This is a genomic window from Enterococcus innesii (genome assembly GCF_022846515.1).
Lineage (GTDB): Bacteria > Bacillota > Bacilli > Lactobacillales > Enterococcaceae > Enterococcus_D > Enterococcus_D innesii.
Window position 1 is genome coordinate 598,322 of the sequence record NZ_AP025635.1, and the last position, 26,802, is coordinate 625,123.

Annotated in this window: 13 protein-coding genes; 3 read left to right on the forward strand and 10 right to left on the reverse strand. The window is 43.2% G+C overall.

Features of this window, described 5'->3' with window-relative positions; translation table 11 throughout:
• Nucleotides 1–2: 2 nt before the first annotated feature.
• The 6 genes from ENLAB_RS02830 to ENLAB_RS02855 all read right to left on the reverse strand — a co-directional run bounded on the left by ENLAB_RS02830 (nucleotide 3) and on the right by ENLAB_RS02855 (nucleotide 14,464).
• Complete coding sequence (locus ENLAB_RS02830) at nucleotides 3–731, reverse strand: LytTR family transcriptional regulator DNA-binding domain-containing protein (RefSeq protein WP_142973825.1); 729 nt, start codon at nucleotides 729–731, stop codon at nucleotides 3–5.
• Between the two features lie 655 nt (nucleotides 732–1,386).
• Complete coding sequence (locus tag ENLAB_RS02835; RefSeq protein WP_244352490.1) at nucleotides 1,387–2,430, reverse strand: WxLIP family cell surface protein; 1,044 nt, start codon at nucleotides 2,428–2,430, stop codon at nucleotides 1,387–1,389.
• A gap of 111 nt (nucleotides 2,431–2,541) precedes the next feature.
• On the reverse strand, nucleotides 2,542–3,189 hold the full coding sequence (locus tag ENLAB_RS02840) for a WxL domain-containing protein (RefSeq protein WP_077454630.1): 648 nt from the start codon (nucleotides 3,187–3,189) through the stop codon (nucleotides 2,542–2,544).
• Entirely contained in the window at nucleotides 3,186–3,494 is a 309-nt protein-coding gene (locus ENLAB_RS02845; RefSeq protein WP_077454631.1) for an LPXTG cell wall anchor domain-containing protein, read from the reverse strand. The genes ENLAB_RS02840 and ENLAB_RS02845 overlap by 4 nt, the downstream gene beginning before the upstream one ends.
• Before the next feature lie 14 nt (nucleotides 3,495–3,508).
• Nucleotides 3,509–4,978, reverse strand: a complete 1,470-nt coding sequence (locus ENLAB_RS02850) for an adhesive domain-containing protein (RefSeq protein ID WP_244352491.1) — start codon at nucleotides 4,976–4,978, stop codon at nucleotides 3,509–3,511.
• A gap of 102 nt (nucleotides 4,979–5,080) precedes the next feature.
• Entirely contained in the window at nucleotides 5,081–14,464 is a 9,384-nt protein-coding gene (locus ENLAB_RS02855; protein ID WP_244352492.1) for an Ig-like domain-containing protein, read from the reverse strand.
• A 1,161-nt stretch (nucleotides 14,465–15,625) separates the two neighbouring features.
• On the opposite strand from ENLAB_RS02855, the gene ENLAB_RS02860 reads away from it, so the two are divergent.
• Complete coding sequence (locus ENLAB_RS02860) at nucleotides 15,626–16,510, forward strand: helix-turn-helix domain-containing protein (protein WP_244352493.1); 885 nt, start codon at nucleotides 15,626–15,628, stop codon at nucleotides 16,508–16,510.
• 72 nt (nucleotides 16,511–16,582) lie between these two features.
• Here ENLAB_RS02860 and ENLAB_RS02865 read toward each other — a convergent pair whose 3' ends face one another.
• Nucleotides 16,583–18,145 (reverse strand): polysaccharide deacetylase family protein, encoded by a 1,563-nt coding sequence (locus ENLAB_RS02865; RefSeq protein WP_244352494.1) that lies wholly within the window; start codon nucleotides 18,143–18,145, stop codon nucleotides 16,583–16,585.
• 233 nt (nucleotides 18,146–18,378) lie between these two features.
• On the opposite strand from ENLAB_RS02865, the gene ENLAB_RS02870 reads away from it, so the two are divergent.
• Nucleotides 18,379–19,053, forward strand: coding sequence for a CPBP family intramembrane glutamic endopeptidase (locus tag ENLAB_RS02870; RefSeq protein WP_244353406.1), 675 nt, complete (start codon nucleotides 18,379–18,381; stop codon nucleotides 19,051–19,053).
• Between the two features lie 77 nt (nucleotides 19,054–19,130).
• Here ENLAB_RS02870 and ENLAB_RS02875 read toward each other — a convergent pair whose 3' ends face one another.
• Nucleotides 19,131–22,967, reverse strand: coding sequence for a MucBP domain-containing protein (locus ENLAB_RS02875; protein WP_244352495.1), 3,837 nt, complete (start codon nucleotides 22,965–22,967; stop codon nucleotides 19,131–19,133).
• Nucleotides 22,968–23,605: 638 nt separating this feature from the next.
• On the opposite strand from ENLAB_RS02875, the gene ENLAB_RS02880 reads away from it, so the two are divergent.
• The gene (locus ENLAB_RS02880; RefSeq protein WP_244352496.1) at nucleotides 23,606–24,220 is read left to right on the forward strand and encodes a helix-turn-helix domain-containing protein; all 615 of its coding nucleotides are present in this window, start codon (nucleotides 23,606–23,608) and stop codon (nucleotides 24,218–24,220) included.
• 45 nt (nucleotides 24,221–24,265) lie between these two features.
• Here ENLAB_RS02880 and rfbB read toward each other — a convergent pair whose 3' ends face one another.
• Together rfbB and ENLAB_RS02890 are read right to left on the reverse strand one after the other, a co-directional pair.
• On the reverse strand, nucleotides 24,266–25,210 hold the full coding sequence (rfbB, locus tag ENLAB_RS02885; RefSeq protein WP_244352498.1) for a dTDP-glucose 4,6-dehydratase: 945 nt from the start codon (nucleotides 25,208–25,210) through the stop codon (nucleotides 24,266–24,268).
• 186 nt (nucleotides 25,211–25,396) lie between these two features.
• A complete protein-coding gene (locus ENLAB_RS02890; RefSeq protein WP_244352499.1) occupies nucleotides 25,397–26,794 on the reverse strand; it encodes a Coenzyme F420 hydrogenase/dehydrogenase, beta subunit C-terminal domain in 1,398 nt (465 codons plus the stop codon).
• Nucleotides 26,795–26,802: the final 8 nt, after the last annotated feature.

Sequence of the window (26,802 nt, forward strand, 5' to 3'; positions counted from 1 at the left end):
TTTTAACTAATTGCCTTACGAATTTTTTTCCCGACTTCTAATTCTTCCCCATTAAAAAAGCAAAGAACATTGTTTGTTCGATCAATCATTTTGATTTGTCGCGCATTAATAATGTACGATTTGAATACTTTATAATACTCGGGCAAATCTAGCTGTTTGACGACCTTTAACGAAGTTTCAAGGCACTCAACTGATTTTTTTTGATGGAATACGATTCGGTTTCGCTCTCCTTTGATCGTTGTAATATAGTTGATTGCTTCTGCATCAACCACCATCAACTCTCGTTTACTGACGATTTTTAATAAGTGCTTTTTTCCGAGTAGTGATCGTTTGACTTCGATCGCTTCCGTTAATAAATTTCTTAGCTGCATTGCCACCTCCTTTTCTTCTGTATCGATGATTCCTAAAGGACAGATAAGATTCAGTTTCTTGATTTCGATTTTGGACGCATAGGCACCATAAAAAGCAATTTGACACTTTTTGCACTGCTCCCTCAATCGCCCTGCTAATTGAAAGCTTCGATCAAATCCCATCATTTCAATGGAAAATAAGAAGAGATCGTTCACATCTGTTAGGTATCCGTCAAGAAAAGAAGCTAGTTCGTCCGGTGAAATGATCTCCACCATAGAATAAGGAACATGACTTTCAGTGATCATTTTTTTCATCACATTTCCATTAAAAAAATTGTCATCTACTATATAAACAGCGAAATTGCTCAAATTTGCAGACATCTTAATTCTCCTTTTCACATCATTTCTAATTGTATTCTTAATTAAAAATGCCTGCTTGCACTTTCAAACGGATTAACGAAACGTTTATGCAAAAAAGGTAGTTTAAATTAAAAACAAAGTAAGAAAAGACTTTATAATTGGTCTAAACCTATTATAGTAAAGGAGACCCCGACGTACTGCTTTCTTAACACATTTATAAGTCAGAAAGCGCAAACAACAATAATAACTTATGTTTTTTTAAGTAGTTTAACTCGTTATCTATTCCAAAGCTTACTGACTACTGCCCAAGATTTCTAGTGATTTTCATAAAAATAACTTTCGTTCAAATAAAATATTAATTGTTATTTATTCTTCATTTTTTCGCAAAAAAAAGCTACCCTCCTCTTAGGGCAGTCCGGTCATGGGTAATCAACTGTTTCCTCTGAAGATTTTCCATAAAAATAAAAGTGATCATTAGCTGCTGCAAGATGCAATCAAAAAAAATTTTCTACTTAATTTACCATATCGAATCTTCATGGACACGACAAAAAACCATTTATTTTAAACAATAAATGGCCTGTTTGCTGCTTTTTTTATGCTTCTGATTTACATGCATCCCTTGAATTTTAATTGTTTTCTTTCCTTCTATAATTAGTAAGGAATTTCTTATAAGTGCTCACGGGGTTTTATCATCTGTTTTGTTTAATGCTCGTTTTAGTTTTCGATTATGCCAAATCAAATAGGCGATGATCAGACATAAAACACCACCAATCAACAAATAGAGAAGGATTGGTGAAGAGGTCTCCTCAATACTAACATCTTGCTCATTTCTTTCTTGTGCTTCTTGTCTTGCAACTTGGAAGGTGGGCTCTCCTTGCCATTCTTGATCGGCGGCTTGGAGGGTCGTTTTTATTTTATACTCTCCTGAAAGCAGTTCGTTTCCATCCAGAGGAAGTGCGTAATTCATTAACGCATTGGGCGCTAATTGGACCTCTTTTTCCCCTTTGATGGCGGTTGCTTGCCCATCATGAAATACTTCGTACGTAAGCGTAGCTTTACTGAGATAATCGGCCGCTGTATTTTCCACCGCTATGATGATGACATTACGGCGATTGATCTCTTCCAAATGAGCTTCTTCAATTCGGACCGCTGGCGGGATGTCAGATTCTTTGTTTCGAAGCAATACTGCTACTTCTCTGGCTAATAGGTTTTGAACATTCCCTTGAAACTCTTCACTGCCGGTTTGCTGTACGTATAGTCCCCCTGCCAAAATCCCATCAAAGGATTCAGATGGCATCTGGACTGTCAAGGTGATTTCTTTTTGCTCATTAGGAGCTAACGAAAGGGTTTCATCACTTAAAGTGACGAGTTCTTCGATCGCGTATGGAGCAGAAGGCGTTGCTTCTTCATTTGCCCCAGAGTACTCAACGACGCCAGTCATGTTCGTGACCGCTCGATTAAAGGATAGCTGTAAATTGATTGGTTGCTCGCTTTTATTGGAAACCATGACCGCTAGTTTTTCTTCCGCCTTGGGCTCCAGCAACAAATCATAGTACATCAACTCTTTGTCCCGCTGTGACTCTGGCAATTTGATTTGAACATCGAAGGTATCAAGTGAATCTGCTGCCCCCGTACTACTAGTACCAATGAAAAATAAGACCATTAGAATACTTACTAGCCAATTCTGAATTCCTTTGCCTCGAACTTTCTTCTGATGCATCCTGTCAGATCCTTTCTACACAAAATAGGAAAGAAAAACCAGCTAGCATAAAAAGCAGCCGCTTAGGCAAGCTGCTTTTTTTCTGCTAACTGTGTTGCAATGGCTACAGACCTATGGGGTCGTCGGCGCACTACTGATCGTCCAAACGAGGGTCGTTTGATAGGTTGCTGATTGTTTTTCCGTATTGGCTGGGATCGAAAGGGTAAATTGTTCTAGAGGCATCGACGTTTCACCGATCCCTTCGCCAGCGTTGGCGGTCAAGAAAGCATATTCATTGTTGATCGTCGCAAAATCAAGTTCGCCATTGGCAATATCACTGGTTCCGGTTGGCGGCAAACTTAAGTTGTTGGTCAAGGTACCCATATCTACTGTTAATACCGCACCGTCCAACGTGCTGTCTCCTGCCGTAAATTGGGTTGCTTGCCGTACTTTGATTGCCCAAGAAGAGTTCGCCTGTCCTCGGTTATCGCTGACTGCAACTGCTCCTCTTTGTAGCGTGGATCCATCCCCAGGTAATCCAGTTCCATCCGTTGTTGCCACCCACGTTTCGGCATTTTCTGTTTGGATCTCATGGGCACCAAAATCTAAATTCGTTGGTAGCTGCGTATTGGGATCACTCCCGCCTTTATCCGGGTCAAACACGATGCCACCAGAGGTATATTCTACGACACCGGTCGTGTCGTCCGCTTGCACTGTCGCACCGATGCTAAGTGTCGTCAATATTCCTAATGCCCCCACTACGTATTTCTTTGAAATCATTTTACCGTCCTCCTTTTTTTGATGCTAAAGATCAATGTCAGACTAATGAAGAATCCGCCTATTATGGGCAGCCAAAAGTAATTGGCCTCTGCAAGCTGCGGCAGCGGTTCTTCCGCGTTAGTGACCGTTTCTTGACTGGTCGGTGGTTCAATTTCTTCATCAATTGAATCACTGCTAGATGTTTCCGTTGGTCCTTCATAAAACTCAATGTTGCCGGTCGTCGTATTGGCTACTGCTGATGGAACGATACTGTAGAAACTGCCGATCAGCAAAATCAGAAGTAGCACAAGGGAATTCTTTTTCATTCTGCTTTTCCTTTTCAAGGTGTATCGGAAACGGTCCACACGACTGTGGCGCGATACTGACCTTGAAATTTAGGTGTTTTCTCAGGTATAAATAAATTGAACTGGGAAAAATTAACAGTCAGTCTACCAGTCGATGCCGCATTTTCCAACGTCACCACATTTTTTTCGACATTTTGCTGCAGGGCAATCGTTGCATTATCAGGTAAAACCACTCGACCGTCCGTAAAGGTCGAATTGACAGTTCCAAGCTGAACTCTTAATTCGGCGGCTGGCAATGTGCGTGTACCATTGACCCAATTGGTGGATTGTCTGACCTTCACTTGCCATTTTTTCTGCCGATTGCGGGTATCATTGATCCGTAAAATCCCAGTTGTAGCAATTGCGCTTTGATCGCCGTTGGCGGTTGCCCGCCATGTCTCGCTCTTTTTCGTTTGAATGGCATGTCGGCCAAAATTCAGCTGAGTCGGCAGATTCGTCCGATCCATCGTCAATGCTTCGACCATAAAATAAACCATAGTTTGGCGACTGCTGATATTTAGCGCACTAAAGTTCAAGAGATTGATATCCGTCGGCTTTGCTTTCAACACAGAAGCCGAAAAATTGGCGGTCCAATTTGCGGTCAACTGACCTGGACCTGAAAGTAACGTCGGAATTTGAACATCCGTTGCTCCTAAAACAGCTGCATCCGCCATTTGTTCTTGGACAGTTGCCAAATCATTCAACGCTGAATTCACGCTGCTAAGCAAAGTATTCAGTAACCCTTGCAGCAATGCGCGAACGACGCCGCCAATATCGATGCCGATTACTCGGATCTGGGTATTTTGAATTGCAGTACTTAAATTCCGTAGAATTTGCGGGACATTGGTTCCTAAGACGACACCAAGGTTCGAACTCATATTGGTATACAAAGCTTCTCTTTGGGTGGTGAACTGCAACGGACTGGTTATTTCTACATTCCCGATATTTCCGACAGTCTTTAGTAAAGAAATCTGCTGGTTGATCGCTGTCAAATCGATTTGAACAATCCCAAGGTTGAGATTTAGTGAACTGGTCAAGGAATCAAGTGCCGTTAAGATCGCATTCAGCAGTGGGACATTGGCAATATTGACTGTGGTCGACGTCTTGATGGCTGCTGATCCATTGGCACTGATGCTATTTCTCAATTCTGCTGGGATCGCTAATAAAGCAAATTTATCTTCCCCACTGACATTGACAGAAGCGTTCAACCCGCCGTTGCCTTTGATCGAAAAAGTCACTGGTCGATTTGTCACGCTGCCTGGCCATGGAACGCTTACTGAGGTGCCACTTGTATTGGCACTCGTTAAATTGCTTAAAATCTCCACATCTAAAACATTCACTGCTGCTTCGGCTTTTATTGTCGTTGTTAAAAGATACAAATTGACGAAACTGATGCTGGTCAAAAAGAGAATTAATTGGCTGATCGTCCATTTGTAAAAACGTTTTTCCCTCCTTCTGCTTTCCATACCATTTCTAACCCTTTCTTTACGAAACGATGATCATTGCTTCAAAACTATTATTCACTAGAGATACCAGCGGAGGATGTCCACTCCGCTGGTAAAGTCATGCTATTTTTGTTGGTCTTTTTTCTTTCTTGCTTTGAAGAACAAGCCAATTCCTCCGACAACGAAGACTGCTGCCCCAATCACTGAAGCATACCAAGTTCCTTCTGATCCCGTTTTCGGTAGGTACTTACTTCCCCACCAGCTTTGGTTGTTATTGCTGCCGTTGCCGTTGTTGTTCCCCCAACTGCCCCAGTTGCCCCAAGCGCCGTTGCTTCCGTCCGTGCCATTGGTACCATTAGAACCATTAGTGCCATCCGTTCCATCGGTACCGTCCGTGCCGTCAGTACCATCCGTACCATTGTCACCCGTTGGTACCACGATTGGTGTTGCTGCACTGCGGTATTCTCTGCCACCTGCTGTAACGATAGCCACAACGTTAAGGGTTTCTTCTGGTGAAACATCCTCTGGGTCTAATGTGATGCTGAAGGCACCATTCCCATTGGTCGTTCCAGTTCCGACAACGTCACCCGCTTCATTCAAGATTTCGATCGTCCCATTGGCTGGCCCATTTCCGAAGACTGGATAGCCATCGGTAGGATTGCCAGTGATCGTGGCAACCGGTGCATCAACCGTCAAGGCACCGACTACGGTCGTCGTCGGATCACTTAAGGTTTCGCCTTCGGCTAAGGCAAGAACCGTAACAGTTTCGCCTTCCGTCGCTTCCGCGGATAACTCAACATCCCAGTCACCATTTTGATCGGCGATCGTTGTGATCGGTCCTTCAGCTGCGAAGATAGTCAGTAAGCTACTTGTTAACGGATCACTGATGGTAACGGTGATCGTCGCACCTGGCTCACTCGTTCCGCTGATCGTTGTATCACCAGCCGTGACTGGGTCAATGGTTGGTGTATCAGTTTTGATGCTTTCATCATCGACAGGCACGACGATTGGGGTCGCATTACTGCGGTAGTCATCCCCACCGGCAGTGACGATCGCCACAACCGATAAGTTTTCTTCTGGTGCGACATCTTCGCTAGTCAACGTGATCGTATAGTCACCATTTTCATCGGTAGTGCCTGTTCCAACGACATCCCCTGCTTCATTAAGAATTTCAATCGCTGCATTGGCAGGTCCGTTCCCACTTACTGGATAGCCATCTTGTGAATTCCCAGTAATGGACGCTGAAGGTGCGTTGACCGTGATACCACTGACAACGGTCGTTGCTGGTTCACTGGCGGTTTCTCCTTCACTTTGCGCCACTGCTGTTACGATTTCATCTCGAGAAACTTCCGCAACGTCTACTGACCAATTTCCTGCTTCATCTGCTTGGCTTTCAACCGCTTCTTCGCCCGTTACCGTCACGGTGACCATCGCTCCCGCTACAGCAGTACCAGTGATGGTCATATCACCAGCTGTGACTGGTTCGATGATTGGTGTGGCGGTTTGATCGATCGTATTTTCGACAGGCACGACGATTGGTGTGGCATTACTCCGGTAGTCTTTGCCGCCGGCTGTGATGATCGCAACGACGTTCAATGATTCTTCAGGAGAAACGTCTTCACCAGAGAGCGTGATCGTGTAATTGCCATTTTCATCGGCATTGCCTGATCCAACGACATCCCCCGCTTCATTCAAGATTTCAATCGCCGCATTTGGTGCTGCCATCCCCGTCACTGGGTAACCATCCTCTGGATTGCCGGTGATCGAAGCAGTCGGTGCTGAAACCGTGATGCCATCCACACTCACTGTGATTGGTGCACTAGGATCTTTTTCAGGTGATTGTGCCACAACAGTGACGGTATCACCCTCCGCAACTTCAGGTACCTCAACTGTCCAATTGCCCTCTTCGTCCGTTTCGGTCGTGATTGGTTCATTTTCACCAATCGTTACCGTCACCGTTGAACCTGGTTCGGCAGTCCCGCTGATCGTCGTATCGCCAGCTTTGACTGGATCGATCGTTGGTGTTGCAGTTTGTTGCTCTTCTTGATCCAAAGGTACCACGATCGGTGTCGCATTACTGCGGTATTCCTTGCCGCCAGCTGTTTGAACTGCAACGACGGTTAGGCTTTCCGCTGGTGCAACAGCTGTTGGTTCAAGAGTGATACTGTAGTTCCCTTGCGCGTCTGCGGTTCCTGAACCGACGATTTGTCCATCGCTATTCAAGATTTGTACGGTGGCATTGGCTGGTGCCGTTCCAGTTACTGGATAGCCATCCGTGCTATTGCCTGTGATAGTTGCACTAGGCGCAGTGACTGTCAACGCCCCCACACCAACTGTGACTGGAGCGCTTGGCTCTTTGTCAGGTGATTGAGCCACAACAGTGACCGCATCGCCTTCAGAAACTTCTGGTACTTCTGCTGTCCAATTGCCTTCGTCATCCGTTTCAGCCGTGATTGGTTCCGCATCTGGTACGGTGATCGTCACAGTTGAACCTGGTTCAGCGGTCCCACTGATGCTGGTATCCCCAGCCGTGATTGGATCGATCGTTGGTGCAGCTGTCTGATCCACTACCGTATCTGCTGGTACGATGACCACTGTTGGATTACTGCGATACTCTTTCCCACCAGCTGTTACGATGGCAACGACGTTTAAGATTTCTTCTGGATCGACAGTTTCAGAAGTTAAGTCCACTGTATAGTTGCCGTCTCCATCGGCAGTGCCTGTTCCAACGACTTCATTGGCTGCGTTCAAAATCTCAATCGCTGCATTGGCTGGTGCTGTACCAGTCACTGGGTAACCATCCGTGCTGTTGCCGCTGATGGAAGCTGTTGGTGCTGTGACAGTCACTCCTTCAACAATGACAGTGATCGGATCACTTGGGTCTTTGCCGTCACTGTCTGCGACGACCGTGATGGTATCTCCTTCAGACAATTCAGGCACATCGACACTCCAGTTGCCTTCGTCATCTGTTTCGGTGGTTTCTTCTGTGCCATCAGGTAGTGTTACAGTCACAGTTGATCCAGGTTCGGCCGTTCCGCTAACTGTTTCATCGCCTGCTTTGATTGGATCAACCGTTGGTGCCGTTGTTTGATTTTCACCCGGTTCAGCTGGCACCATGATCGGTGTCGCTGGACTGCGATAATCCTTGCCACCTGCTGTGACCACCGCAACCACCGTCAAGTTTTCTTCAGGAGAGACATCTTCACTAGTCAAAGCGATCGTGTAACCCCCTGCAGCATTGGTCGTACCCGTTCCTACTGTCTCGCCAGCTTCATTCAAGATTTCGATGGTCGCATTCGCTGGTCCTGTTCCAGTCACTGGATAGCCATCGGCTGCATTGCCGCTGATAGACGCACTAGGCGCCGCCACCGTTAATGCCCCGACCGTGATCGTTGCTGGTGTACTTGGTGTTTCATTTTCTACTTCTGCCACTGCCGTAACAGTCGTCCCTTCGGAAAGCTCTGGCACATCAACTTGCCAATTGCCCTCTTCGTCAACTTCAGCGGTGATTGGGTCTTGCTCACCGACCGTCACATTGACTGTTGCTCCCGGCTCGGCTGTCCCGCTGATTTGTGTTGCGCCAGCCACAGCTGGATTGATCGTTGGTGTCGCCGTTTGATCCGCTGGCACCACGACAGCTGTTGGTTGACTACGGAAGTCATCCCCACCTGCTGAAACGATAGCAACGACACGGACCGTTTCGCCCGCTGATACTTCTTCACTGGTCAAGGTAACGGTGAAAACGCCATTCTCATTGGCTGTCCCTGTGCCAATCACTTGATCATCAGCATTTAAGATTTCGATTGCCGCATTGGCTGGTGCTGTACCAGTTACGGGATAACCATCTTCACTATTGCCAGAAATCGTTGCCGTTGGTGCTGCCACGATCAGCCCTTGCACCGTCACTGTTACTGGTAAACTTTCTGTTTTGCCGTCTGCCAAGGCAGTAACTGTCAAGACATCATCCAGAGAAACCGTCGGCACAGTTGCCGTCCACTCACCTTCGTCATTCGCTGCCACTGTAACAGTATCGCCGTTTGGTAGTTCAACCGTTACATCTGCCCCAGGTTCAGCCGTTCCGCTAACGGTTGTAGCCCCAGCAATCACTGGTGCGACAGTCGGTGCCGCTGTTTGGTCTTCTGCGTTATCTTCTGGTACCACGATAGTAGTTGCCGGACTGCGATAGTCTTGACCGCCGGCTGATACGATAGCCACCACGCGCAAGGTTTCTGCTGGTGAAACACCTTCTGTCAAGGTGATCGTATACTCACCGTCTCCATTGGCAGTACCACTGCCTACCACTTCATTGGCAGCATTTAAGATTTCAATGGCTGCGTTGGCTGGTGCTGTCCCTGTAACTGGATAGCCGTCAGTACTGTTGCCCGTGATCGTTGCGGTTGGTGCAGCCACGTTCAAGGCACCGACACCAACACTGATTGGTGCACTTGGGTCTTTGCCTTCAGCTTCCGCAACCACTGTGACCGTGTCGCCTTCTGAAAGTTCTGGTACGGTGACTGTCCAATTGCCTTCCTCATCCGTTTCGGCAGTCACTGGATCTTCTCCAGGAATCGTTACCGTCACCGTTGAACCAGGTTCGGCAGTTCCTCCGATGGATGTATCACCTGCTTGCACTGGATCGATCGTTGGGGTAGTCGTTTGGTCTGCTGGTACCACGATGGAAAGTGGCGCACTGCGGTATTCATCGCCGCCAGCGGTTACCACTGCCACCACCTGAAGCGCTTCTGAAGGATCAACATCGTCGCTGTTCAATGTGATGCTGTAAGCACCTTCCTCATTTGCTTCACCGCTACCAACAACCTCACCGGCTGCATTTAAGATCTCAATCGCTGCATTTGGCGTGGCCGTTCCGGTTACTGGATACCCCTCCGAACTATTGCCGCTGATCGCTGCTGTCGGTGTCGCCACACTGAGTGGATTTACGACGACCGTAGCTGCATCACTTGGTGTTTCCCCATCAAGGGTCGCTACCACAGAAACAATTTCTCCTTGAGAAACCTCGGGCACCGTTGCCGTCCAATTGCCTTCGTCATCTGCGTCGGCAGTGACTGGCTCTGCGTCACCAATCGTTATCGAAACTGTCGCACCAGGTTCAGCCGTTCCGCTGATGGTGTTGTCGCCGGCTGTCACCGTTTCAATCGTTGGGACTGCAGTTTGATCCAATGGTACTGTGATTGGGGCAGCCGCACTGCGGTAATCTTGACCACCGGCTGTGACTACAGCTATCACCCGTAAGGTTTCAGCTGGAGACGCATCCTCACTCGTTAACGTGATCGTATATTGGCCTTCGTCATTGGCGGTGCCAGTACCTACGACCTCGTCATCGGCATTCAAGATTTCGATGGCTGCATTGGCTGGTGCCGTTCCCGTTACTGGGTAACCATCAGTACTATTGCCGCTGATCGTCGCGGTTGGTGTAGCGATCGTCAACCCATTAACCCCAACACTGATTGGTGCACTTGGGTCTTTGTCTGGTGCTTGTGCGACCACTGTGACGGTTTCTCCTTCAGAAACTTCAGGAACGTCAACCGCCCAGTTCCCCTCGTCATCGGCTTCGCCAGTGACCGGAGCTTCTCCTGGGATCGTTACCGTCACCGTTGCGCCTGGTTCTGCCGTTCCGCTGATCGTCGTATCCCCGGCGTTGATTGGGTCGATCGTTGGTGATGCTGTTTGTTCAAGCTCATCTGCTGGGACCGTCACGGGTGTGGCAGGACTGCGGTACTCATCCCCGCCAGCTGTTACGATCGCAACGACAGACAAGGTTTCTTCTGGTGTTGCATCGGCTGGTGCGATAGTTACCGTATAGTTTCCATCCCCATCGGCTGTCCCAGTACCGATCACATCACCTGACTCATTCAACACTTCGATCGCTGCATTCGCTGGAGCAGTCCCCGTGATTGGATACCCATCAGTACTATTTCCGCTAATGATCGCTGTCGGTGCTGCTACGGTCACTCCTGTGACTCCTACGCTGATTGGCGCGCTTGGCTCTTTGCCTTCGGCTTCCGCAACGACTGTGACTGTATCACCACCAGAGACTGCTGGCACTTCTGCAAGCCAGTTTCCTTCGTCATCCGTTTCAGCCGTTACTGGTTCTTGATCGGTGATCGTGACAGTAACCGTCGATCCTGGTTCTGCCGTTCCCCTAATCGTGGTATCACCTGCTGTGACCGGATCGATCGTTGGTGTTCCTGTTTGTTCAATGTCTGCTGGTACCGTGATTGGTGTGGCATTACTGCGGTAGTCTTGACCGCCCGCTGTCACAACTGCCACCACCTGCAAGGCTTCTTCTGGCGCCACATCGGCTGGATCTAAGGTCACGGTATAAACACCCGTGTCATCCGCCGTCGTGCTACCAACGACATCGCCTGCTTCATTCAAAATCTCAATGGCCGCATTCGGTGTCGTTGTTCCGCTGACCGGATAGCCATCCGTACTATTGCCTGTGATGGAAGCGCTCGGTGCACTGACAGTAACGCCATCCACGGTCACGGTAATCGGGGCACTTGGCTCTTTGCCTTCGGCTTCGGCAACGACAGTTACCGTATCGCCTTCTGTTAATTCTGGTACCGTCGCTTCCCAATTGCCTTCATCATCGGCTTCTGCCGTGATCGGATCGCTTTCAGGCAGCGTGATTGTCACAGTTGCTCCTGGTTCAGCCGTTCCGCTGACGGTCGTATCCCCAGCTGTTACTGGGTCGATCGTTGGTGTTTCCGTCAAATTTTCGACATCATCTGCAGGAACTACAAGCGGTGTGCCTGTACTGCGATAGTCTTCACCACCAGCCGTCACGATCGCTTCCACTCGTAAGTTGTCGCCAGCTGTCACCTCTTGAGGATCAAGGGTGATCGTGAAGTTGCCATCCTCATCAGCTGTTCCGCTACCAACAACATCGCCGGCTTCATTCAAAATTTCAATCGCTGCATTGGCAGTTGCCGTTCCCGTTACTGGATACCCGTCTGTGCTATTTCCGGTGATCGTAGCCGTTGGCGCAGCCACGGTTAAACCGTTTACACTCACCGTGATTGGGGCACTCGGATCTTTGCCTTCAGACTCAGCTACGACCGTCACGGAATCGCCTTCTGACAATTCAGGAACCGTTGCTTCCCAGTTGCCTTCCTCATCGGCTTCAGCCGTGATTGGGTCGCCTTCAGGAAGCGTGATCGTTACCGTTGCCCCCGGTTCGGCTGTCCCACTAACGGTCGTATCTCCAGCACTGACTGGATCGATCGTTGGTGTTTCCGTCTGCAAAATATCCGCAGGCACCACAACAGGTGTTGGGCTGCTACGGTAGGTTTCGCCGCCAGCGGTGACAACCGCCGTCACATTGAGGGTTTCTTCCGCGTCAACATCTGCTGGATCTAACGTCACCGTATAAACGCCATTCTCGTTGGCGGTACCTGTTCCGACAATTTCGCCATCCGCATTGGTGATCTCAATGGCCGCATTTGGTGCTGCTGTTCCAGTCACTGGATAGCCCTCTTGACTATTTCCTGTAATCGAAGCCGTCGGTGCATTGACCGTTAAGGCGGACACGGTGGTGCTAGCCGGTTGGCTTGGCGTTTGTCCTGCTAATTCGGCAACAGCTGAAACCGTATCGCCTTCTGACACTTCGGCCACATCAACACGCCAATTGCCCTCTTCATCGGCTTCCGTCACGATCGGATCTGCACCGTTGACGGTCACAGTAATCGAAGCACCTGGCTCAGCAGTTCCGCTGACGCTTGTATCCCCGGCAGTCACCGGTTGAATCGTTGGTGTTCCCGTTTGTTGCTCTGCATCGTCTGCTGGAACGACGATTGGCGTATTGCCACTGCGATAAGTTTGGCCACCGGCAGTGACGATTGCGGCAACATTCAAGTTTTCATTTTCTGCTACATCTGCTGGGTTCAACGTGATACTGTAGTTGCCGTTCTCATTTGCCGTCCCAGAGCCAACGACTTCACCTTCGGCATTGGTGATTTCAATGGCTGCATTTGCTGCGGCTGTCCCCGTCACAGGGTACCCATCGGTACTATTTCCTGTAATCGAAGCCGTTGGTGCATTGACCACTGGTGCTGCTACCGTTGCCGTTGCAGGCTCACTCGCCGATTCGCCGTCAGCTTCCGCTACGGCTGTGACTGTATCGCCTTCCACCAATTCAGGGACATCCGCCGTCCAATTGCCGTCACCATCTGCGGTTGTCGTAATAGGTGCTCCGCCGTTGATCGCCAATGTAATGGCTGCGCCTGGCTCAGCTGTTCCACTGATCGTCGTCTCCCCTGCTGTCAATGGATTGATCGTTGGTGTATCGGTTTGATCTTCTGGTGTATCTGGTGCAAACCAAATCGAGTTATTGCCGTCAGCATCCGTAAACAAATCAATGGTGATCAAATCAAGTTGCGACATCGTTCCTTCGAAGCGGGCTTCGTAAGGATTAGATGGATTCGCCACACCGTTTTCAACCAATTGTGCATAGGTCGGACTGGTGACATTCGTTGGAATGACCACATTGGTTTGACCTAAAACAGATGCAGAAGCGATTTGATCTGCTAAATCTGTCGTTGCATTGAAGACTGTTTGTGCCGTTTCAACTGTTGCGTTCAAAGTAGCTTTCGCTGTATTAACGGTACTTTGTACCAACGTATTGATTTGACCGATCAAGGTACCGATGCCTGGAATCCCACTTGCACCATCCAAAATGCTGACTTGAATCTGGGCTGCTTGTAAATTATCAAGAATTTGATTGATGCGTTGATTGATAACGATAAATAAACCATCATCCACATTGGCAATCAGGGCACGTTCGTTATCGGTTAGTCCAGCTGGAACTTCAAAATTTGCTTGGCCAAATTGTCCAAGTTGATTTAATAAGTCTAACTGGGTAGTGATTTCATCTAAGTTAACAGAAATCACTTGGCTGACATCCACGATTGAAGCTGCCGTATACAACGGATTCGGTAAGCCGCCAACGATTGTTGGCGGAATATCCAGTGCATCAGCTAAATTTTGATTGACGATTCCATCCACCGTGCTGATCAAGGTATTGACTGCTGGTGTGACTGTACCGATCAGCGTTTGCAAGGCTGGGAAATTCCCCAGTTGGAGTATCACATTGGTGGAAATCGATGCATTCCCTGCCGGTTGAACCAACCCAGTAAGGCCTTGAGGAACCCCAACAACCGCGACTTTATCCCCATTCAAGACATCAACCGTTACTGCATTTGATCCAGAAATCGAGAAATTGACTTGGTTCGTTGCACCAGGAGTTGCATAAGGTGCAGACGCACTCGTGCCTGAGTTATTAGATGCTGTGATATCTGAGAAAAGTTCAGCTGAAACCAAAGCAGCTTCAACCGTCATTGGTGCCCATAATAAACTTGCTGGCACGACCACTGTACTCGTCAACAACATCCCACTAACAGTTAAATTCGCAATAATGTTTTTCTTTGTTCGAACGCGTGTGTTTTTCTTTGAATCCATGAGCTTTTTATAATTAACGCCTTTCATTCATTCTCCTCCTGTTCGAAAAAAATTTAACCGACAAAAGATAAAACTGATGATCTCTGGAATCCTTCTTTCCCCCTTTAATACCAGATGAAAATCTATTTCAACCCAACACCCAAAGGCATAGAGAGAAAACAAAAGTAACCGATCGCACCGCGACGTTTTTTCGCATGCTTTCTGAAAAACCCAGTGATTTTTGTTCAAATAGTTTAGCAGCATAGTAGAAATCGCTTGTGAATCATAAAAATAAAATAACTAAACGAACACACTGTGTACCAAAATTCTAGCAAATTTATTTCTTTCCAACAAATTATAAACACGATAAATAATTAAAAAAACACTTAATTTAGCCTCAGAAAACATAAAAGATTTATTTAATAAACAAGCACAAATTATTTATATTTTTCTTATAAAACAGGCTGTTACGATAAAAAAATCTATTTTTTCGTCATTTAACCATTCCTTTTTTTACATTTAATCAATATAATGAATACGATTACATTTGTATACTTATGCATTTATTTAGATAAAAACGACGATTGTGTTTTTTCTTGATTTCACCTTCGTTTTTTACCTCTGCAAATAAAAAAACAAAAAAATATCACCCGATTTTTCACGATATCCTTCAAAATAACTCTTAGTAGCGAAAAAAAGAATCGAAACGTTCACAGAAAGTTCTATGAAAAAAGAATGAAAACTCCCCATTAAAATCGAGTCTACACCATTATGAAATAGAGTTTCTTCAGTCGCCATATCCCACTTTTTTCTTCCCAGAGAATTCCTCAGTATCTTTTTGGTCTTACATTTTGGACTTAACCATTTATTGGGTTCTTTTTGCTTATACTTGTTAATCAGAAGGAAACGTAGCAGCCCAATCGTCTTCTTCTAATACCATTTAAGGAGCAAAAAAACGATGCATTGGCTAGTAATGATTCTTGTATTGATCTGCCTTAGTTTCGTCTAAAAAAAGCGTGAGAATCGAATGTTCTCACGCTTTTCTATTATCCTCTCTGAGGATCCTCTATCACTAAGTTTACCGATCAATTTCTTTCATTAAATCAAGAGAGTCTGAAATATAAGACCTTTTTGATTCCTACACTGGGCTTGTTTTACTATAATGAGGAGACACAATTTCATTAAAGCAATGAGAGCGGAGGGGTTCTTATGTATGGCGAAACGATCAGACAAATCCGATTGAAAAAAGGCTTCACCCAAAAAGAAGTCTATGGCACGATTATTTCAAAATCCTATGCAATTGAATTTGAAAAAGGCAAGCATCAGATTGCTACCAACTTACTCTTGCAAATCTTAGAAAATCTCTCAATGGATATCGATGAATTTCTCTATATCGCTAATGGCTATCGTCTGGATGAGCAAAATAGCTATAATCATCGGTACAATCAGTATTCAAACAAACACGATCTGCCAAATTTACAAAAGCTATTACAGGAACTGCAGCAAACCACTAGCAGACTAAACAATGTCCGTATTGCAGAGGTTCGCTCGCGAATTCGCATGCTGCAAAGCTTGGCAGAGCATGGGGTCTATCGGAAACGTGCTGTTTTGGAATGTGATCGTCAAACGATTATTTCCTATCTCATTGATGTTGAAAGCTGGACATTGCAAGAAATCCAGTTATTCGCCAACACCATCGACCTTTTGGACAACGAGTATAATTTCCTCTTTTTCAAAAAAGTATCCAAGATGCTCGAGTACTACATCGATATGGAAAAAGGTCGGGAAATCTATTGCGCGCTACTGATCAATTTGATTGAATACACATTAAAACACCAGCAATACGATGCAACGGAAGTTCTCGTTATCCAATTGAAACTTTTGGCGACAGACTACAAAGAGTTTTTTCACCAAACCGTCTGCAAATTTTTCCAAGGCGTGTTGCTCTTAAGAACCGGCGATCAAAAAGCGGGGCAAACGATAACTACAAAGATGCTAGCTCTCATGCGAGAACTGGATCAAGAAGCCCTTGCTGATGACTTTGCTTTACTGCTGGATGAAGACTACCTCCAGGCATTTGCCTCAGACGAGTGATAAAGCGGCAACTGCAGTGTTCGTTTAATAAAAAAAGGAAGTGATAGCGATCATCACTTCCTTTTTCAGCTATTAGCTAACGCTACGTTCATCTGTTTCACCAAAATATTGATACATTGGTTTTTGTTTACTATTTAACAACTGATCCACCGTCACAAATTCATAGCCTTGCGCTTTCAGCGTTTGGATAATACCTGGTACAGCTTGAACGGATTTCGGATGAATATCATGAAGCAAAATAATCGATCCATCGTAGACATTGTTTTGTACGACCTTTAGAATCTTATTCGGATCTTTTAGCTTCCAATCCTCGGTATCGACACTCCATTGAATGATCGCTTTTCCTGCTGCTTGGGCGCTTTGTTGGTCGATCGCCCCATACGGTGGACGCAAATTCTTAGGCAAGACCCCAGTTGCCTGATAGATCGCTTTGTCGGTCTTAGTTATTTCCGCTTTGACATCCTCCGGCGACAACGTATTTAATTGCGGGTGTGAATAAGAGTGACTGGCAATTTCATGCCCTTCTTCATGGATTTTTTTCGATACTTCAGGATACTGATCCACCATTTGGCCTAATTCAAAAAACGTTGCCTTCACATTATTGTCTTTCAAGATTTTTAAGAGATCCAATGTCGAGGTATCATTTGGTCCATCATCGAAAGTCAATGCAACATATTTTTTGTTTTCGTCCAATGTCGGTTGTTGCTCTTTCAATTGGTCCGCATTAACAAGTTCCGGATCAATAAACGGTGCAATCTCTTTGTACGCCAACGTGATCTCAGATACGCCAGTTTGATTTTGGGGTAACTGGATCGTTACTTTTTCAGGATCATACGTAAATTTCGACTCATAGGTGATTCGATCCATCGCCAAGACCGCATCAATGACTTTATCTGGTTCCTTGGCTTGGTCTAAAATCTTTTGCTGAATGACTTGCTGGATCCCTAGCAAGCTTCCCTCGTCTGGAACCAAGTCTTTCAAGGATAATTCATTGCCGGTTTTCTCGGAAATAAAAATTGGATCGGCAACCACGCTATCCGCATCTTCAAAGCGACCAGTTTCCCGATTCCAAACATAGCTGTCCGCTTTTAAAGAATAGGTTGACACTTTCGATGCGACTGCTTGTGCTTCAATCCTAGCAATGGTGACTGTCTCTTTGTCGGTGTGTTTTTTGCATAATTTGTTCGCCATGTTCGACAATTTCTTGCTTGCATCCTTGACAGGGATCGCATTCTCCTCTTTTGGTCGGAAAATCAATTCTTTTTTGTCTCCATCAGACAATGTTTCAAGTTTTGCTGGAATTCCCTCTTTGACCTGCTCTTCTTGAATCGATGCCAATAACTTTTCAGCAGCAGCCTCATATTTTTCCCTTGCCAAGGCTTCTTGCTGCTTCAACGTAAAGGCGATATAACCGCCAGTGGCGATAATGACAACTGTCAGCAGCGTCATCAAAGAAAAGAGATACTTGCGATGGGTTGGCTTCTTTTTAGAAACTTGACGATTGGTGGTTTGCGAGCGTCTTGCCGTTCCCGTTGTTTGCTTTTGATGTGATTCGCCCCTTGAAAAAGGTGCTTGTTTTTCAGACATCGCTTCTTTATGTTGTGAATTATTTGAATAATTGCTTGATTTCTTCATAAACATTCTCCCTAAACATAATAACGTAAACAAAATGTAACATAAGCGTAATAATATTTCAACAGTGTTACAGAGATTCTTATAAACTTCTCTTTTTGTTCACCATTTTTGAGAATTGTTCTTAGAAATATTTTATTCTGATACTAATAAATCCTAGCCTGTCAGCCATGATATCGTATTCACTCCTTTTTATTTTCGTTTAAAAATAATGAGAGATATCTTTTTGTACTTTGATGTTTTTTCTGTTTATAATTCAGCGTGTGGCAATTACTTTAAAGGATGTGTTCAAAATGAAACACAAGTCAGCAATGTATTTATTTATTCTCACATTAGTCATCGGTTTAACCTATCAAATGCTTCCCTATACACCCCTAAGCGATTCCGTTTTATCCATCGTTGGTACTGTATGGAATGTGATTTTGGCATTTGGTGCAGGGTACTTCCTCTTACGAAGGACCTTTTTGGAACAATTCAAGCATTTTCGTTTCATTGTTTTATTATGGGGTGTGCCTTTCGTCATTTTGACTGGCGTGTTCTTTTCCTTTATTTATGCCGCTATTTTTGGACAACCGACAACTAATTCGATCAGCGAGACTATCACCGTCCAAATGGTCTTTCTACAAGTTCCCTTCATGCTCATGGGGGAAGAATTGCTTAGCACCAATCTCTTGTTGGCTTTACAGAAAAAAGGACTCTCTTTCTTCTGGTCTTCCGTCATTTGCAGTCTGCTATTCGCTTTGTGGCACATCCCAGCGTACGGTTTTCATCCAGCACAATTATTGATCACCTTGATGCCTGCCAGATTGGCACTCAACTACGTTTGGAAAAAATCCAATAGCGTATGGGTCAGCTGGATCTGCCATTTTCTTTATGATTCCCTTGGGTTCATTTCATTTTTAGGTAAATAAGCAACAAAAAGGACAGCTGAATCGCAGCTGTCCTTTTTTTAGTCAGTGATGCCTTTCCCCAATGGCTTACTTAATCGCTATTTTCGCTTTCTGAAATAAAGCCAGCTTGCCGTGGCGATAAAGCACAAACCAACTATAACTGGGAACAACGTCCCCTGCTCATCGGTTTGCGGCAATCTTTGTGCAGAAGAGCTTTTTTTCGAAGTAACAGTTTGGGCAGGAGCTTTTTCTTTATTATCGGAACTATCAACTGTTGCTGCGTTTTCTTTTGTATAAACGTACGTCACAGTTGCCCCCAGCTTGCCGAATGTTCCTTTCGCATTTTGTGGCAAACGACTTCGATCTAAGACGTAGCCGTTGATTGATACTTGGTATTTTTCTGTGCTAGCATCGTAAGAGTCGCCTACATTTCCTGATAGGATTTGGGAAGCATGAATTTCGTTACCTTCTGTGTCTACATACTCCACCGTTACATCCGCTGCTGGTACCGGATTTTTTGTGTAGATGTAGGTGACTGTTTGCGCTGTTTCGCTAAACACACCTTTACAGTTTTTGGGTAATTGGCTTTCGTTTAGAATATAGCCATCGATTGTTAGTTGATATTTATCTGTACTAGCATCGTAAGAGTCGCCTACGTTTCCACTGATCGTTTGTGAAGAGTGGATTTCTTTGCCTTCTGTATCAATATATTCGACCGTGATATCCGCAGCTGGTACGGCATTTTTTGTGTAGATATATGTGACTGTTTGTGCAGTTTCGCTAAATACACCTTTATTGTTTTCTGGTAATTGACTTTGATCTAAGGTGTATCCGTCGATTTTTAGTTTATATTTTTCTGTACTAGCATCGTATGGGTCGCCTATGTTTCCACTGATCGCTTGAGAGGAGTGAATTTCTTTACCCTCTGTGTCAACGTATTTCACTGTTATATCCACTGCTGGCATGGGATTTTTTGCATACACATATGTGACTGTTTGTGCTGTTTCGCTAAATACACCTTTACTGTTTTCTGGTAATTGGCTTTCATCTAGTTTATAGCCATCGATCGATAGTTTATATTGATCTGTGCTGGCATCGTATAAATCACCTATGTTTCCACAAATGGTTTGGGAGTCATGAATTTCATTGCCCTCTGTGTCAACGTATTTCACTGTTATATCCGCTGCTGGTATCGGATTTTTCGTGTAGATATATGTGACTGTTTGTGCAGTTTCGCTAAATACACCTTTACTGTTTTCTGGTAATTGGCTTTCATCTAGTGTATAGCCATCGATCGATAGTTTATATTGATCTGTGCTGGCATCGTATAAATCACCTATGTTTCCACAAATGGTTTGGGAGTCATGAATTTCATTGCCCTCTGTGTCAACGTATTTCACTGTTATATCCGCTGCTGGTACGAGATTTTTCGTGTAGATATATGTGACTGTTTGTGCAGTTTCGCTAAATACACCTTTAAGATTTTCTGGTAATTGGCTTTCGTCTAAAGTGTAGCCTTCAATCACTAATTGATAGTTCTTTGTGCTGGCATCATAAGAGTCACCCACGTTTCCACTGATCGTTTGAGAAGAGCGAATTTCTTCGCCTTCTGTATCCACATATTTGACCGTGACATCCGCTGCTGGTATCGGATTTTTTGTGTAGATATATGTGACTGTTTGTGCCGTTTCGCTAAATACACCTTTAAGGTTTTCTGGTAATTGGCTTTCATCTAGTGTATAGCCATCGATCGATAATTGATATTGTTCTGTGCTGGCATCATATGAATCACCTATGTTTCCACTAATGGCTTGGGAGTCATGAATTTCATTGCCCTCTGTGTCAACGTATTTCACTGTTATATCCGCTGCTGGTACGAGATTTTTTGTATACACATAAGTGACTGTTTGTACTGTTTCACTAAATACTCCTGTGGTATTTTCTGGCAGTTGGCTTCCATCCTGTGCATAGCCGTCGATCATTAATTGATAGTTCTCTGTACTGGCATCGTATGAATCACCTATGTTTCCACTGATCTTTTGCGAAGGGTGAATTTCTTTGCCTTCTGTATCCACATACTCCACTGTTACATCCGCTGCTGGTAAAGGATTTTTTGTGTAAATGTAGGTAACAGTTTGCGCTGTTTCGTTAAATACACCCATACTGTTTTCTGGTAATTGGCTTTCATCCAGTGTGTAGCCTTCGATTTTTAATTGATATTGTTCTTTGCTAGCATCGTATGGGTCGCCTACGTTTCCACTAATCGTTTGTGAAGGATGAAATTCTTTGCCTTCTGTGTCCACATACTCAACCGTGACATCCGCTGCGGGTATCGGATTTTTTGTGTAGATATATGTGACTGTTTGTGCAGTTTCGTTAAATACACCCATACTGTTTTCTGGTAATTGGCTTTCATCCAGTGTGTAGCCTTCGATTTTTAATTGATATTGTTCTTTGCTAGCATCGTATGGGTCGCCTACGTTTCCACTGATCGTTTGGCTAGCGTGAATTTCGTTGCCTTCTGTATCCACATACTCAACCGTGACATCCGCTGCGGGTATCGGATTTTTTGTGTAGATATATGTGACTGTTTGTGCAGTTTCGCTAAATACACCTTTACTATTTTCTGGTAATTGGCTTTCGTCTAAGGTGTAGCCATCAATCACTAATTGATAGTTCTTTGCGTTGGCATCATAAGACTCGCCTACGTTTCCACTAATCGTTTGTGAAGGATGAATTTCTTTGCCTTCTGTATCCACATACTCCACTGTTACATCCGCTGCAGGGATCGGATTCTTTGTATACACATAGGTGACCGTCTGTGCTGTTTCTCCAAAGACACCTTTACTGTTTTCTGGTAACTTGGTTTCATCTAACGTGTAGCCATCAAATGTTAACTTATAACCTTCAGTGCTGGCATCATATGGTTCACCAATCGTACCGGTCAAGGTCTGCATCTCATGGATTTCTTGCCCTTGACTATCAAGGTATCGGACATTTACCTCTCCAATCTGCTCCGGATCGACAATGACATTGACCACATGTGTGGTATTCACGCTATAGGAGGCTTGTCGAGCCATAAAAATTGCTACATAGGAACCTGGCTTGCTTGGGTCAACATTGGTGTAGTAAGGATAGATTTGCGAGTCAGAAATGCTTTTGTCTATATTGCCACTAAAATTTAGTTTAAACGCCTCAATTCCTAATGCTTTGGTTGAGAAATCAAACGTGCTGTTTACAGGAATATGAATCGTATCAGGACTATCTCCAAAAGCATACTCACCCGCAATTAAACGCTCGTAAAGTTCAAGTGTTTTCGTTTCCCCTGGTTGCAAGTTGATGGAATTTCCAACCGATGTGAATGCATAGTTTAGTCTTTGATTCGTGGTACCAACTTGCTTAATAAAATAGCCACCTGAAGGAAGTTGAATTGTAACCTTTCCTGAACTGTCCGTGACTAACAATGTCACCTCACCTGATGTTGAAGAGGTCAATGTGAAATAAGCTCCTTGGATCGGTTGGTTTGAATTACCATCTAACACTTGAACCGTCAGTTGCCCATTGACAGCTCTTGCAGCTGAAGCATTAACAGATGAAGGGACCTTATCTACAGTGCTTGCAGCAGATTCTTCTTTATTTTCTGATCCATTAATGGCTTCTTCACTGTCACTACTTGCTTGTATTTGCTCGTTCTTAACATCCACACTCGATGAGGTTGTTGTTGTCGGCGTAGCATTTTCTACTTGAGAGGTAGCTTGTCCAGCATCCGCAGAAGCATTCGTATCATCAGATTGGATAGCATTCACTTCTTCCGGATCCCCCTGCTGAGATTCTGAAAACATTTGGCTTTCCGCCATTACCTGAAATGCTGGCGTTACCACCGCAGCACTTAGTAAGATTATTAAAGATAAAATATATTTAAACTTCTTTTTCACAAACTTTCACCTTAACCTTCTTTTTCAAAATTAAAACCTTTTTACCCAACTTATTTTTACGCCTGAAAATCATTATAATTTATTGATTTTTAATTTACAAACATTTTTTTATTTATCGTCTCATCCACTCCTATCAAAAGTTTTTTATGCGGACACATGAAATACCGTTGAGCGTATGTATACCTGATTCACTTGTCATCGCATTGCACCACCTCTTCAGAATTTTATAATTCAAGCACCCTTCCCTTCAAGCAAATCCCGTGCAAATCAGCGCAAATCTTCTTTGCATCCTTGTTTTATCAATGATTTTATTTTCAAAAAAGGAAACTATTTTTTACTTAATCGTGGCTTTCTTTTTTTGAATGACTCGAGTAAGACTATCTTCTACTCTGAATATGTGCTAGCTTTGAACATTTATCACTTCATATATGACAATTGTTACTTATTACAGGTGAAGGATTCAGTGAAAAAAAATCGAGCAATTTCAGGAAATTCTTTAGGAATATCTAAATGAAGCTCATCTTAATTTAATCTTATAAGAACAAAGAAAACTACTTGTGCATTTTTTCTTTAAATCGAGCTTTACAATTGTTTCTTTGAACCGCTTTATGATAGGATATGTCAGAAGGAGCATTGAAATGACTATAGCTGAAAAAATAAAAGAGAGTCGCTTGAAGTTAGGACTCACCCAACAAGAAGTTTCCGAAAAATTATTTGTTACCAGACAAACGATCTCAAATTGGGAAAACAACCGAAGTACCCCAGACATCGACACATTGATCAAATTAAGTGATCTATATCAAATCGATTTAGAGTCACTACTAAAACCAGAACAATTAGCAGACGAACCAGAAAGAATGAGTGAGGAGAAGAAACCAACCTTCCGCTTTCCTCTATACTTGCTCAATTTGACTGCAGTCGTCGCTTGCGTTTTCACCGACTTCTTAACACCTACAGGAGCAATGACCCTATGGACAACTGCTGCACATTTTTTGTTACTAGTTAACTTTGTCCTTTTATTCGGTTTTTTCCTCACAAAAAAAAGACCCCTCCCTGCAAAAACAATTGTCTTTGCATTAGGAAAAGGTCTGCTGATCTTAGCCATTATATTAGGTTTTACTCTTTGGTCGAATAAAGGAGCTTCCGCTGATGCGTTACATCTGATTGGCCACAATTATGGTCATTTTATCTATTTGACGTTTAAAGCAATTGGGGTGATTTATTTGTTTGATTGGCGGAAGTTTGAGATGTAAATCATGAAGGATTATCCAATGAAAGTCATGACCTTATATGCTATTTCAACTTTCCAACTGTTTGGTTTCAGAGTACCACTTTACGGTTTTAATTAGCCCTTCTTCTAGGTTTGTTTTTGGTTTCCAGCCAAGTGATTCTATCTTTGATGTTTCTATGGCATAACGATAATCATGGCCTAATCGATCTTCAACGAATTCAATCCTGCGTTCATCATATGAGCATAAGTGACATAACTTCTTAACTAAAGTAAGATTATCAATTTCTTCATGGGCGCTAACATTATAAATTTCACCCGTTTTTCCGCACTCTAATATGATGAAGATTGCCCTGCAAAAGTCTTCAACATATAGCCAGTCACGTTTATTCAAACCATTGCCATATATCGGCAATGGTTTATTATTGCTTATTTGGTGTAACATCAACGGGATCAATTTTTCTTTATATTGATTTGGACCGTAATTATTTGCTGCCCTAACAATATTGATATTTAAGTCGTAGGTTTTATGATAGGACATAACAAGATGATCTGCAGCAGCCTTCGATGCAGAATATGGCGAACTAGGATTCAAAAATGTATTCTCATCAGCATATCCTTCTGTTAAACTACCATAAACTTCATCCGTCGATATCTGTAAATATCTAATTTTGGATAATCTAGCACATTCTAACAAATTGGCAGTTCCAACTATATTGGTTTGAATAAAGTCTTCCGCATTTTTTATTGAATTATCAACATGAGACTCTGCGGCAAAATTTATTATACAATCAATTTTAAATTTTTGGATGGTCTTCATAACCAACGTACTATCTTTAATATTTCCCTGAATAAAATGGTAATTAGGTAATTGTTGAATTTCTTTTAAATATTCCAGATTTGCAGCATATGTCAATAAGTCTAAATTAACGATCGTACTTTCCGTTTTTTCAATTATAAATCTGATAAAATTACTCCCAATAAATCCAGCACCACCAGTTATCATTATGTTCATATTTGTAACCACCATTATTTATAAAGCAATATAATTATTAATCTTATATCCGATCAAATACTATAATGTAGCAAAAAATTATAATATAATATTTAGCAACCATTGATGATATATTAAATTATAATACATTCATTAACATTTTAGATTTAATCATAACCTCATTATCTTAAATTTTGCTATCAATACTTAAATCTTAATATACCTTTTTACTTTTCGTAATTTCCTCTTTATTCTTTGATCTAAATACAAAACATTGTACATAAATACTAAACTATTCATTCTCTTTATAAAATATTTGTAATCATTCTTTTCGATTGCTTTTTTGAAATAAATAGCTGAATTAACAGAAATAAGTTCACGTAAATCTTGAACCCTTTTTCTTACAAAATTGGGTTGCTTTTTTTGCCCCCATCTCTTCCTAGGAACAAAAGTACCCTTTTTTTCTAATTTAGCCAATCTATAATTCAACTCATCTTGAGTGTGCTTGAAATGTCCCGACTGAGAACTAATAACCTTGTCTTCACCTATTATGTCAACTTTTATTCTTTTATCCAAAGAAGCTTCTTTAATCAAAGCACCTATTAAAGGATTTCTTACGATCAAAATATTATTCCCTAAGCTATCATTAGCATAATCTTGAAGCCAAGCATCCCCTAATGTCAAATCAGCCGTCTCGTTCATTACATCATCCGTGTAATCGGAAGCTCTAACTTTAAAAAAACCTTGCCCCCAGTCATATCCATATAAATCTCTTGTATTTTTCGTTATAGTTTTTATAGCACCATCAACCATGCCTGAAACTTCAATATCGTAACTTGTTGCGGGAAGATTCGCATTTTTTTTCCTATAGTCTATATGCTCGAGTTGATTTGGTTCAATACCACATTGCCATGCCAAAAAATCTGAAAAATAAGCGGACTTTTGATGCCCACAAACTAAACCGATAAAAAAATTGATTCTTTCTTTAAAAACCGGTTCTTTTTCACATAATAATCTTAATTCTGTTATAAAACTAGGAACACCGATTACTGCGTATCTTCCAGGCTTATCTTTAACCACATTTAATACTTCTGACATCTCAACTGGATAATATTTCGTTTTAGATCCCGCTTGAATTTCTTCTAAATTATATGAAATATCATATTTGAAAAGTTTTTCCTTCGTAGGATCCTCTTTCACATGAATAACTGCATCTATATAGTCCTTTTCAAATAATTCTTTAAATATCCAAGTTCCAAATCCGCCAGAACTTGCATTTTTTCTGAAGTCTCCTTCAATCACATGACCAGCAAATAAGTTTAAATAATAGCCAATTCTTTTATTATGTTTAATATTAGGAAATTTTGAAAATAATTTTTCGGCTACTTCGCTTTCATTTTTGTTGCTAAAAACACAACTTGTTTCTTGCAGATTAATCAGCTCTTCACTTGAAAAGTTATGGATTTCCTTTTTAAGTATATTTTCATAAACACCATCATCATTCAATTTAATCTCTATGTTATTATTTACAATAGGCCAAATTCCTGTTCCAAAATCGAAGCTCTGAAATTCTTTTCTGGTAAATAGTGATTCTATATCTGTCATACTATTTT

What these genes read in the sequence shown, in the direction of transcription:
- ENLAB_RS02855 (WP_244352492.1), bottom strand. Translation starts at nt 14,464, where the DNA reads ATGAAAGGCGTTAATTATAAAAAGCTCATGGATTCAAAGAAAAACACA.
- ENLAB_RS02845 (WP_077454631.1), bottom strand. Translation starts at nt 3,494, where the DNA reads ATGAAAAAGAATTCCCTTGTGCTACTTCTGATTTTGCTGATCGGCAGT.
- ENLAB_RS02850 (WP_244352491.1), bottom strand. Translation starts at nt 4,978, where the DNA reads ATGGAAAGCAGAAGGAGGGAAAAACGTTTTTACAAATGGACGATCAGC.
- ENLAB_RS02840 (WP_077454630.1), bottom strand. Translation starts at nt 3,189, where the DNA reads ATGATTTCAAAGAAATACGTAGTGGGGGCATTAGGAATATTGACGACA.
- ENLAB_RS02870 (WP_244353406.1), top strand. Translation starts at nt 18,379, where the DNA reads ATGTTTTTTCTGTTTATAATTCAGCGTGTGGCAATTACTTTAAAGGAT.
- ENLAB_RS02835 (WP_244352490.1), bottom strand. Translation starts at nt 2,430, where the DNA reads ATGCATCAGAAGAAAGTTCGAGGCAAAGGAATTCAGAATTGGCTAGTA.
- ENLAB_RS02890 (WP_244352499.1), bottom strand. Translation starts at nt 26,794, where the DNA reads ATGACAGATATAGAATCACTATTTACCAGAAAAGAATTTCAGAGCTTC.
- ENLAB_RS02880 (WP_244352496.1), top strand. Translation starts at nt 23,606, where the DNA reads ATGACTATAGCTGAAAAAATAAAAGAGAGTCGCTTGAAGTTAGGACTC.
- ENLAB_RS02830 (WP_142973825.1), bottom strand. Translation starts at nt 731, where the DNA reads ATGTCTGCAAATTTGAGCAATTTCGCTGTTTATATAGTAGATGACAAT.
- ENLAB_RS02865 (WP_244352494.1), bottom strand. Translation starts at nt 18,145, where the DNA reads ATGAAGAAATCAAGCAATTATTCAAATAATTCACAACATAAAGAAGCG.
- ENLAB_RS02860 (WP_244352493.1), top strand. Translation starts at nt 15,626, where the DNA reads ATGTATGGCGAAACGATCAGACAAATCCGATTGAAAAAAGGCTTCACC.
- rfbB (WP_244352498.1), bottom strand. Translation starts at nt 25,210, where the DNA reads ATGAACATAATGATAACTGGTGGTGCTGGATTTATTGGGAGTAATTTT.